This window comes from Streptomyces sp. RP5T (assembly GCF_003933965.1).
Taxonomy (GTDB): domain Bacteria; phylum Actinomycetota; class Actinomycetes; order Streptomycetales; family Streptomycetaceae; genus Streptomyces.
Window position 1 is genome coordinate 1 of record NZ_RSAJ01000271.1, and the last position, 10,949, is coordinate 10,949.

A 10,949-nucleotide genomic window follows, 5' to 3' on the forward strand; every position below is an offset into this window, starting at 1 on the left:
CGCCCACAGGGCCCGCCCGTGCCCGAACTGCCCACCGCCCCGCACGGCCAGCGGGAAGCGGGCGGTCCGCCGGGCCGCCCGCTCCAGCCGCTCCGACAGTTCCGGTACGGCGTCCTCGTCGACCTCGCCGTAGAAGGCGAGCGTGAAGTGCCAGCCGGGGACGCCGGTCCAGCGCAGCGCCTCCGCGCCGGGCAGCGTCCGCAACTGGGCCACCGATGCGGCGAGTTCGTCGGTCACGTCCTGCGGGGGCAGCACCGCGGCGAAGAGTCTCATGGACCTCAGCCTGTCACCGTGAGGGCACGGGGATCAGCATCCGGGGCCGGCCGTGGGGATCACGCCGCCGCGGCCAGCTGTTCCTGCGCCTCGCGGGGCACGAAGCGGACGTGCGGGTGGCCGCGGTTCCAGCCGACCGACAGGCGCAGGTTGCCGACACGGGCCAGGACCAGGCCGATCGTCACGGCCGCCACGGCGGCGATCGCGCCGCCGGCCGCGAGGCCCGCGCGGACGCCGTACGCGTCGGTGATCCAGCCCGCGATCGGGGCGCCGATCGGGGAGCCGCCCATGAACACCATCATGTACAGGGCCATCACGCGGCCCCGCATGGCCGGGTCGGTGCCCATCTGGACGCTGGTGTTCGCGGTGACGTTGACGGTCATCCCGAACATCCCGATGGGGGCCATGAGCAGGGCGAACAGCCACAGCGAGGGAGCGAGCGCGGCCACGATCTCCAGCGTGCCGAAGGCCACCGCGCCCACGACGAGCACCCGCATCCTGGCGGTGCCGCGGCGGGCCGCGAGCAGGGCGCCGGCCAGGGAGCCGACCGCCATCACCGTGTTGAAGAGGCTGTAGGAGCCCGCGCCCGCGTGGAAGACGTCGTCGGCGAAGGCCGAGAGGTAGACGGGGAAGTTGAAGCCGAAGGTGGACACGAATCCGACCAGGACGATGGTCCAGATCAGCTCCGGCCGCCCGGCCACGTACTGCAGGCCCTCCCGCAGCTGTCCCTTGCCGCGCGGGGCGCGCTCGACGACGTACAGCTCACGCGACCGCATCATCAGCAGGCCGACCAGCGGGGCGACGAAGGACAGGCCGTTGGCGAGGAACGCCCAGCCGGTGCCCACGCCGGTGATCATGACGCCGGCGACGGCGGGGCCGATCAGGCGGGCCGACTGGAAGTTGGCGGAGTTCAGGCTGACCGCGTTCTGGAGCTGGCCGGGGCCGACCATCTCGGAGACGAACGACTGGCGGGCCGGGTTGTCGACGACCGTCGCGAGGCCCACGGCGAAGGCGGCGAGGTAGACGTGCCAGACCTGGACGTGGCCGCTCAGGGTGAGGACGGCGAGCGCGATGCCGGTGGCGCCCATCGCGGACTGCGTGAACAGCAGCGCGCGGCGCTTGGAGAGCCGGTCGACGAGGACGCCGCCGTAGAGGCCGAAGAGCAGCATCGGCAGGAACTGCAGGGCCGTGGTGACGCCGACGGCGGTGGCGGAGCCGGTGAGGCTGAGCACCAGCCAGTCCTGGGCGATGCGCTGCATCCAGGTGCCGATGTTCGAGACGACCTGCCCGGCGAAGAACAGGCGGTAGTTCCTGACCTTCAGCGAGCTGAACATCGACGACTTGCGGGACACAGAGGTAGAAGGGATCGGTGCGGGGGCGGAAGGTGCTCCGGGTCCCGTACTCAAAGTGCGTTCGCCTCCTCTTCGCGGCTTACAGGTGTGCGAGTTTCTCCAGCACGGGGGCGGCTTCGCGCAGTTTCGCCCACTCGTCCTCGTCGAGACCGTCGACCAGGGTGGCCAGGAAGGCGTTCCGCTTGGCGCGGGACTCCGCGAGCATGGTCTCGGCCTGCTCGGTCTTGGTGACGACCTTCTGGCGCCGGTCCTCGGGGTGCGGCTCCAGCCGGACGAGTCCCTTGGCCTCCAGCAGCGCCACGATGCGGGTCATCGACGGCGGCTGGACGTGCTCCTTGCGGGCGAGTTCGCCCGGGGTGGCCTTGCCGCAGATCGAGAGGGTGCCCAGTACCGACATCTCGGTGGGGCTCAGCGACTCGTCGACGCGCTGGTGCTTGAGCCGACGGGACAGTCGCATCACGGCTGATCGCAGGGAGTTCACGGCGGCAGCGTCGTCGCCATGGGTAAGGTCCGGCATCTCTTTAGCGTAACTCATTACTCTGGCTAAACAAGCTGGCGTGCGCGAGGATTCCCGTGACTCCCGCCACGGAAACCCGATCTTCACCCGTACGAGTGAGTCGATGGCGGAATGTGAACGGCACCCGGCGCGGGCGGCGACCCTCGTCTCCATGGGGACCAGCGTGCTCAGCCTGCGGATAGACGGGGAGCTGCTCGAACGGCTCCGGGACCATGCGGCCAAAAGGGGAATGAGCGTCCAGGACTATGTGGTCCGAACGCTCATCCGGGACGACTTCGACGAGCGGTTCCAGACCGCCGTCGACGAGACCGAGAAGTTCTACGGGGTCACGTGAGGGCGGGTCACGTCAGGCCCAGTGCCGGCATCAGGTAGTAGAAGGCGAAGACGGCGGAGACGACGTACATCGCGGCCGGGATCTCCTTGGCCCGTCCGGCCGCCAGGCGCAGCACCACGAAGGTGATGAAGCCCATGCCGATGCCGTTGGTGATCGAGTAGGTGAACGGCATCATCACCATGGTGATGAAGGCCGGGATCGCGATGGTCCAGTCGACCCAGTCGATGTCGCGGACCGAGTTGGCCAGGATCATGAAGCCCACCGCGAGCAGCGCGGGGGTCGCGGCCTGGGACGGCACCATCGTGGCGACGGGCGTCAGGAAGAGGGCCACGGTGAAGAGCCCGCCGGTGACCAGGTTCGCGAAGCCGGTGCGGGCGCCCTCGCCGACGCCGGCCGTGGACTCCACGAAGGCCGTGGTGGCCGAGGAGGAGCTCGCGCCGCCCGCGGCGACCGCGAGGCCGTCGACGAAGAGGACCTTGTTGATGCCGGGCATCTGGCCCTGGGCGTCGGTGAGCTTGGCCTCGTCGGAGACGCCCATGATCGTGCCCATCGCGTCGAAGAAGCACGACAGCAGGACCGTGAAGACGAAGAGGATGCCGGTCAGCACGCCGACCTTGCCGAAGCCGCCGAAGAGGCTGACCTTGCCGAGCAGGCCGAAGTCGGGGGTGGCGACCGGGTTGCCGGGCCACTTCGGGGATGTGAGGCCCCAGGACGGGACCTTGGCGACGGCCTCGATGATCACCGCCACGACGGTCATCGTGACGATCGAGATCAGGATCGCGCCGGAGACCTTGCGCACGATGAGCGCGAGGGTCAGCAGGACGCCCAGCACGAACACCAGGACCGGCCAGCCGTTGAGGTGGCCGTCGGCGCCGAGCTGGAGCGGGACGGTGGTCTGGGCGGCGTCCGGGATGCGGGAGACGAAGCCGGAGTCCACGAGCCCGATCAGCATGATGAACAGGCCGATACCGATGGAGATGGCCTTGCGCAGGCCGAACGGCACCGCGTTCATCACGCGCTCGCGCAGACCGGTGGCGACCAGCAGCATCACGATGAAGCCTGCCAGGACCACCATGCCCATCGCGTCCGGCCAGGACATCCGGGGCGCGAGCTGGAGCGCGACGACGGAGTTCACGCCGAGTCCGGCGGCCAGGGCGATCGGGACGTTGCCGACCACGCCCATGAGGAGCGTGGTGAAGGCGGCGGTCACGGCGGTCGCGGTGACCAGCTGGCCGTTGTCCAGCTGGTGGCCGTACATGTCCTTGGCGCTGCCGAGGATGATCGGGTTCAGCACGATGATGTAGGCCATCGCGAAGAACGTGGCGAAGCCGCCCCGGATCTCGCGCGGGAGGCTGCTGCCCCGTTCGGAGATCTTGAAGTAGCGGTCGAGGGCGGTCGGCATTGGATGTTCCTACGAGCAGAAGTGGACAGACACAAACCGTTTCAGTATGAACGTATAACAGCGAGGGGGCCATCTCCGCGCGTAGATGTGATCGCCTCGTAAGCTGTGCCCATGGCCGGTTTTTTCTCGGGACCTCTCAAGCACGAGGCACCGGAGCCCCTGGAGGGCCCCGTGGTCGCCACCGTCACCGGTGGCACGATCCTCTGGTTCGTGCTCTTCCTCGTGCAGCTCCCCTTCTACGGCTGGTTCGCGGACCACGACCACACCTGGTGGCTGTGGACCTGTCTGGCCGGAGGCGTGCTCGGGCTGTACGGCACCTGGTACGTGCGCAAGCGGGAGGCCGCGATCAAAAACGCGAGCGCCCAGGACGGCCCCGGCACCCCTGCGTCCGAGTGACGAGCGCCCCCTAGTACCACGGCATCACTCGCCCGTTCCCGTCTCCTCCCCAGGTCGGAACTTCCGGTCACTCGGCGGGTGAAGCCGTAAAACCGCACGTACCGTCGAATGCATGACGCACATCGAGGCGGGCGCCGAACTCGACCGCACGACGGCCCCGTCCCCGGCGGTGACCGGGCTGACCGCGGCCGAGGTCGCCGAGCGGGTGACGCGCGGCCAGGTCAACGACGTGCCGGTGCGCAGCAGCCGAACCCTGGCGGAGATCGTCCGGGCGAACGTCTTCACCCGGTTCAACGCGATCATCGGCGTGCTCTGGCTGGTCATGCTCTTCGTCGCACCCTTCCAGGACAGCCTGTTCGGGTACGTCATCCTCGCCAACACCGGGATCGGCATCATCCAGGAGTGGCGGGCGAAGAAGACCCTCGACTCGCTCGCGGTGATCGGTGAGGCGCGGCCGACCGTACGGCGGGACGGCACCGCGACCGCGGTCAGCACCTCGGAGATCGTCCTCGACGACCTCATCGAGATCGGGCCCGGCGACAAGGCGGTGGTCGACGGGGAGGTCGTCGAGGCCGACGGCCTGGAGATCGACGAGTCACTGCTGACCGGTGAGGCCGACCCCGTGGTCAAGCGGCCCGGCGACCAGGTGATGTCCGGCAGCTTCGTGGTCGCCGGCGGCGGCGCCTTCAGGGCGACCAAGGTCGGCCGCGAGGCCTACGCCGCCCAGCTCGCCGAGGAGGCGTCCCGGTTCACCCTGGTCCACTCCGAGCTGCGCTCGGGCATCTCCCAGATCCTCAAGTACGTGACGTGGATGATGGTCCCGACCGCGATCGGCCTGGTCGTCAGCCAGCTGTTCGTGAAGAACAACGCCCTCAAGGACTCGATCGCCCGCACGGTCGGCGGCATCGTGCCGATGGTCCCGGAGGGACTCGTCCTGCTCACCTCCGTCGCCTTCGCCATCGGCGTCATCCGGCTTGGCCGGAAACAGGCCCTCGTCCAGGAACTCCCGGCCATCGAGGGCCTCGCCCGCGTCGACACGGTCTGTCTCGACAAGACCGGCACCCTCACCGAGGGCGGCATGGACGTCACCGAGCTCAGGCCGCTCCAGGGCGCCGACGAGTCGTACGTACGCACGGTGCTGGGTGCTCTCGGCGCAGCGGATCCGCGGCCGAACGCCTCCCTCCAGGCGATCATCGACGCCTACCCGGACGCCCAGGAGTGGCGCTGCACCGAGTCGCTCCCCTTTTCCTCCGCCCGCAAGTACAGCGGGGCCACCTTCGGCGAGGGCGGCGGCGAGGCCGGCACCTGGCTGCTGGGGGCGCCGGACGTGCTCCTGTCCCCGGCCGACCCCGCCCTCGCCGAGACCGGGCGGCTCAACGAGCAGGGACTCAGGGTGCTGCTGCTGGCCCGGGCCTCCCGTGACCTCGACGATCCCGAGGTCGCCCGGGGAGCACGGCCGGCCGCCCTCGTCGTCCTGGAGCAGCGGCTGCGGCCGGACGCGGCCGACACCCTGCGGTACTTCGCCGAGCAGGACGTGCGCGCCAAGGTCGTCTCCGGCGACAACGCGGTGTCCGTGGGGGCGGTGGCGGCCAAGCTGGGGCTGACCGGCGGCACGGTGGACGCACGTGAGCTGCCCGCCGAGCCGGACGGGATGGCGAAGGCGCTCGACGAGGGCACGGTGTTCGGGCGGGTCACCCCGCAGCAGAAGCGGGACATGGTGGGAGCGCTCCAGTCGCGCGGGCACACCGTCGCGATGACCGGCGACGGGGTCAACGACGTGCTCGCCCTGAAGGACGCCGACATCGGGGTGGCGATGGGCTCCGGGTCGGAGGCCACGCGCGCGGTCGCCCAGATCGTGCTGCTCGACAACAGCTTCGCGACGCTGCCCTCGGTGGTCGCCGAGGGCCGCCGGGTCATCGGCAACATCACCCGGGTGGCGACCCTGTTCCTGGTCAAGACGGTCTACTCGGTGCTGCTGGCGGTCCTGGTGGTGTGCTGGCAGGTCGAGTACCCCTTCCTGCCCCGCCACCTGACCCTGCTGTCGACGCTGACGATCGGCGTCCCGGCCTTCTTCCTGGCCCTCGCGCCCAACACCGAACGCGCGCAACCGCACTTCGTGCGGCGGGTGATGCGGTACTCGGTCCCGGGCGGGGTGGTGGCGGCGATCGCGACCTTCGTGACGTACCTGATCGCCCGTCACCACTACACGGGGAGCGGCTCGTTGGACGCGGAGACCAGCGCGGCGACCCTGACCCTGTTCCTGATCTCGATGTGGGTGCTGGCGATCATCGCCCGCCCGTACACCTGGTGGCGTCTCGCGCTGGTCGCGGCGATGGGCGCCGCGTTCGTCCTGGTCCTGGCCGTGCCCGGGCTCCAGGACTTCTTCGCGCTGAAGCTGGTGGGGCTGACGGTGCCGTGGATCGCGGTCGGCGTCTCGGTGGTGGCGGCGGCCGCCCTGGAACTCCTGTGGAGGTGGGTCGACCGCCGCGCTCCCGCCTAGCGGGGTTGGGGCTACTGCACGTCGACGAAGTCCGCGGCCGAGTTGACCGGCGAGGTCGTGGTGGTGCCCGCGAAGACGTAACGGAAGTAGCCGTCCGTGGAGGCCGTCACCGTGGTCTTCAGGGCGCCCGTGGTGCTGGACTTGATGGTCTTCAGGGTGCTCCAGGTGGTCGCGCCCTTCTTCTTGAACTGGAGCTTCACCGGCTGGGTCGAGTAACCCGCGTACTTGTTGGTGTCCCAGTTGGCGCGGGCCAGCTTGCCCGTGACGGTGATCGTCCTGCCCTTCTTCACCGGCTCCGGGGAGGCGTCGGTGGTGAGGGTGGCCCTGCGCTGGAGGTGGGTCGTGCCCTGGTTGCCCTGCCAGGTCATGCCGCCGGCGTTGTTGACCGCGAGGGCGCCCAGCTTCCAGGTGCCGGCCTGACTGCTGCGCAGGTCGCCGTCCTCGTCGGAGCCCTTGGGGCGGAACTGGATCTTCGCCGTGCACTTCAGGACGGTCGAGGAGGACACCGTGCAGGTGCCGGGCTCGTCCCCGCCGAGCAGGTCGTCGGAGTTCAGTCCGAGCGTGGCGCCGCGGTAGAGGACAGGCCCGGTCTGGAAGGAACTCGCGTTCAGGCTCGCGGGCTTGGTCACGGTGTAGGTCGCCGAGACGGTGACCGTCGACGTCGTGCCGACCACGATGTTCTTGCCGCTGTTGACCTTCAGCTGGGAGAAGGTGACGGCGGGCCCGGCCGTGGCGGCCGAGGCGGACGGCACGGCGAGGGCGGAGAGGGCCACGGCGCCGGAGGCGGCGAGGACGAGGGCGCGTATGCGCATGTGCGTTCCCCATGAGGAGAGAAGGATTCGGGAGTCTGCTGACTCACTCCGTAGATCCGTGACTCAGGGGACTGGTTGTACGGGTGGGGCGTGATTTTGACCGCACATGCGCAACGCTTTACGTCTCGTCGACCTACTTGACGTCGATGAAGTCACCGGCGGCGTTGACGGCCGGGGTGGTGGAGGTGCCCGCGAAGCTCCAGCGGTAGAACCCGTCGACCGTGGCCTTGACCGTGGTCTTCAGGTCGCCCTTGGTGTTGGTCTTCACGGTCTTGACGGTCGTGTAGGTGTCGGAGTCCTTCTTCCGGAACTGCAGTTTCACCGGCTGGGTCGAGTAGCCCGAGTACGTCCGCATCTCCCAGTTGGCCCGCGTCAGCTTGCCGGTGACGGTGATGGTCTTGCCCTTCTTCACCGGTTCCGGGGAGGCGTTGGCCGTGAGCTTGGACAGGCGCTGGAGCCTGTGGGTGCCGTAGAGGTCGTTCCAGTAGTCGCTGCCGGTCTCGTCGGCGGCCAGCGCGGCGGCTGTCACGTGCCAGGTACCGGCCAGCGAGTTCATGTACACCTCGCGGTTCACGTCGATCGTGATGGTGAGCTTGCAGTTCGAGGTCGTGGTGCTGACCGCGGTGCAGGTGGCGTTCTGCTCGTTCGGGGCGAACACGCCGTCGACGTGGGCGCGGTCCCTGCCGTGCCACAGGTCGATGTACGCGTCCTGGATACCGGCGGAGTGGCTGGCGGTCAACGAGACGTCGAAGGTCTTGACGCCTGTCAGACCGGCCACGATGCTCTTGCCGCCGTTGACCGTCACCTTGGAGACGACCGGCAGCTCCGCGTCGTCCGCGGCGGTGCTCATCGCGGCTCTGGAGACGCCGAAGCGCTCCGCGGCCGTGGGTTTGTGCAGGCCCCCGCCGTCGGCCTGAGCGACCGGGACGGCGAGGGCGGCGAGGACGAGACCGCCGGAGACGGCGGCCACGGTGGTGCGGATGCGCATGCGTTCCCCCAGGGACTGGTCGAGGAGCCTGGCGGCTCGTGGGGTCAGATGCGCGCCCAGGCCACCACGTTGCGTGCGTGGTAAGAAATTTGTGTGATGTCACCGCGGCCGGCGGGCCGGCCCGGGCAGAACTCGTCGGGGTTCCGCCGGAGCAGTTGCCGGTGATCAGTCGAACCAGCGGTCCCGCGCCAGTTCTGCCGTGCGGGTCGGGTCCTCCAGCAGGGCCGCCACCTCGAAGCGCCGGGGCCACTGGCCCGCCGCCCAGGCCAGGCCCGCCGCCACGCCCTCCAGGGTGGCCGCGTGCAGGACGCCGTCGTCGGTAAGGCGCCAGTCGATCTCCACGCCGTCGACGACCAGTTCCTCGTGCTCGACGTACGTGGACGGGGTGCTCGCGCCCAGCAGGACCCGTACGGACTCCGGGACCTCGTGCTCGGTGCCCTCGGAGTCCACCGAACCCGTCACCGACTCGCTCAGGCGGCGGACCTGGAAGAGTTCGGCCAGTTCCGCCGCACGGGAGGGCCGCACCGGCAGCAGCGGGACGCCCTCCGTGAACGGCAGCAGGTCCGGCGAGTCGACGACCACAGCGTCGGCCGCGTCCACGACCTCGATCCGGCCGTCGACCACGGCCCGCAGTTCGTCGGGCAGGGTGACCTGTTCGGGATCCAGGTCCGCCAACGCGCTGTAGAGACCGTGCAGTTGCCCCGAGGACACGGTCCGCTCCGGGTCGGCGAGCCGGTCGAGGAGTTCGGCGGCACCCCCCGGCTCCTCCAGCAGCGCGGCCACCGACGTGCGGACGCCCAGTGCCCGCAGCACCTGCTCGTCGTCGAAGCCGGTCGCGTCCGCCTCGTCGTAGAGACCGCGCAGCAGCGGGTCCCCGCCCGCCGCCAGCAGACCGGCGGGGCGGCGGCCGTCGAGCACCGGGTTCCCGCGCAGCCACCAGGCGGTGTACGGCCGTACGACCTCGTGCGTGCCGTCCGGCAGGAGGATGCGGACCTGCTGGATCAGGGCGTCCCTCAGGGGCGGCTGGGCCAGCAGGGCGAGGGCCTCGGGCCACTTGTCCTCGTCGACCAGGTCGAGATCGCGGACGGCGACCAGTTCGGTGGCGACCGGCGGTACCGGTGTGTCCGGGAAGCGGTCGAGGACGTCCTCGCACCACACGTCCACGGCGTCCAGCAGCCCCGCGTCGTCCGGTTCGGCGAAGTCGCCCTCGCGCGGCTCCAGTTCGTCGGGGTCGAGGACCACGTCCGTGGCCCGGACCAGGGCGAAGCCGGCCAGCACCCCGCAGGCCGTGAGGGGTTGTTCACCCCACTTGGCGGCCAGGTCGGCGTCCACGAGCGCGAGTTCGTCCTCGCGCATCACCCGGGCGAACGGGCTTCCTGGCAGCACGAGTTCACCGGCGGGAACCAGTTCCCCCTCCTCGTCGGGCAGGGCGAGCGCGCCCAGCCACGGCTCGTCGCCGGGCTCCAGCCCCGCGTCCCGGACGAGCGCGAGCACGACGTCCGCGAGCTCCTCGGCGTCCGGGGTGTCCTCCTCCCAGTTCACACCGCCGTCGTCGTCCAGGGAGGCGGCGACGGCGGCCCGCACCTGGGGCGTGGTGAGCACCGCGCGCGCGGTCGCGGGCAGCGCGCCCAGCTTCTCCAGGAGCGGGTGGGCGGCCGCCGGGTGGGCGACCTTGAGGCCGAGCCGGGCGAGGAGTTCGAGGTCGATCAGGGGACCGTCCGGGGTGGGCAGCAGCACCTGCCGGGGCCCGATGGTCGTACGGCCTCCCCCAGTGCCGAAAGCCTGGGAGGTGCCCCCAGCGAGCGGCACGGGAAGCCCGGAGAGCCGGTCGGGGTCGACGCCCGCGAGGCTGCCGTAGAGCCGCTGCCACCACTCCGGCTGCTTCTCCAGGCCCGCGAGCCGGTCGACGGCCTCGGTCAGCGGAACCCGGGCGACACCCAGCGTCCGCAGCTCCACCCGGCGTTCGAGACCGGCGGGCAGCAGCGTGGGAAGCACCTCGGCGAGCACCCGTACGGTGTCGGCGCCTGCGCCCTCGACGACCTCCGCCTCGCGCGGGCGCAGCACCTCCGGCAGTTCGGAGTCGTCGCCCGGTTCCAGTGCGGGCGGGAGAAACGCGGTGCGCGGCAGCCGTTCCAGGATCGCCTGCCGCAGCGCCCCGTCCAGCTCGCCCTTGCCGAGGGGGCCGGGCACCAGCGCGATGATCCCCTCGCTCACCGGCCGCCAGCCGGCGAGGAGTTCGGTGTACGCGTCCGCCGCGCGCTGCACGAGGAAGTCGGTGAGGGGCCCGAGGGCCGCGTGCCGGCGGGTGGTGTCCAGCGGGAAGGACGCGATGAGCAGCGCGGGGACGCCGAGCGGTTCCTCGCTGGGCGTGGGGG

Annotated in this window: 10 protein-coding genes; 3 read left to right on the plus strand and 7 right to left on the minus strand. The window is 70.4% G+C overall.

The window, feature by feature from the left end; genetic code table 11:
• The 3 genes from EHS43_RS25465 to EHS43_RS25475 form a co-directional block, all read right to left on the minus strand.
• A partial coding sequence (locus EHS43_RS25465) for a 2'-5' RNA ligase family protein (RefSeq protein ID WP_185806400.1) occupies positions 1-273 on the minus strand: 273 nt, incomplete at its 3' end.
• Between the two features lie 59 nt (positions 274-332).
• The gene (locus EHS43_RS25470) at positions 333-1,607 is read right to left on the minus strand and encodes an MFS transporter (protein WP_125193102.1); all 1,275 of its coding nucleotides are present in this window, start codon (positions 1,605-1,607) and stop codon (positions 333-335) included.
• Between the two features lie 97 nt (positions 1,608-1,704).
• Positions 1,705-2,142 carry a MarR family winged helix-turn-helix transcriptional regulator gene (locus EHS43_RS25475; protein ID WP_125193094.1) on the minus strand — a complete coding sequence of 146 codons (438 nt, stop codon included), beginning with the start codon at positions 2,140-2,142 and terminating at the stop codon, positions 1,705-1,707.
• Positions 2,143-2,245: 103 nt separating this feature from the next.
• Between EHS43_RS25475 and EHS43_RS25480 the strand changes: the two genes are divergently transcribed.
• Positions 2,246-2,476, plus strand: coding sequence for a ribbon-helix-helix protein, CopG family (locus EHS43_RS25480; protein ID WP_125193095.1), 231 nt, complete (start codon positions 2,246-2,248; stop codon positions 2,474-2,476).
• A gap of 7 nt (positions 2,477-2,483) precedes the next feature.
• Here EHS43_RS25480 and EHS43_RS25485 read toward each other — a convergent pair whose 3' ends face one another.
• Positions 2,484-3,878, minus strand: a complete 1,395-nt coding sequence (locus EHS43_RS25485) for an NCS2 family permease (RefSeq protein WP_125193096.1) — start codon at positions 3,876-3,878, stop codon at positions 2,484-2,486.
• A 111-nt stretch (positions 3,879-3,989) separates the two neighbouring features.
• Between EHS43_RS25485 and EHS43_RS25490 the strand changes: the two genes are divergently transcribed.
• Both EHS43_RS25490 and EHS43_RS25495 read left to right on the plus strand, forming a co-directional pair.
• Positions 3,990-4,274 carry a DUF2530 domain-containing protein gene (locus EHS43_RS25490; RefSeq protein ID WP_125193097.1) on the plus strand — a complete coding sequence of 95 codons (285 nt, stop codon included), beginning with the start codon at positions 3,990-3,992 and terminating at the stop codon, positions 4,272-4,274.
• A 112-nt stretch (positions 4,275-4,386) separates the two neighbouring features.
• Positions 4,387-6,774 carry an HAD-IC family P-type ATPase gene (locus EHS43_RS25495; protein ID WP_125193098.1) on the plus strand — a complete coding sequence of 796 codons (2,388 nt, stop codon included), beginning with the start codon at positions 4,387-4,389 and terminating at the stop codon, positions 6,772-6,774.
• Positions 6,775-6,785: 11 nt separating this feature from the next.
• Here the strand turns inward: EHS43_RS25495 and EHS43_RS25500 are convergent, their stop codons facing one another.
• The 3 genes from EHS43_RS25500 to EHS43_RS25510 form a co-directional block, all read right to left on the minus strand.
• Entirely contained in the window at positions 6,786-7,586 is an 801-nt protein-coding gene (locus EHS43_RS25500; RefSeq protein WP_125193099.1) for a hypothetical protein, read from the minus strand.
• Positions 7,587-7,719: 133 nt separating this feature from the next.
• On the minus strand, positions 7,720-8,574 hold the full coding sequence (locus EHS43_RS25505; protein ID WP_125193100.1) for a DUF5707 domain-containing protein: 855 nt from the start codon (positions 8,572-8,574) through the stop codon (positions 7,720-7,722).
• Between the two features lie 165 nt (positions 8,575-8,739).
• On the minus strand, positions 8,740-10,949 hold a 2,210-nt coding region (locus EHS43_RS25510; RefSeq protein ID WP_125193101.1), incomplete at its 5' end, for a molecular chaperone Hsp90.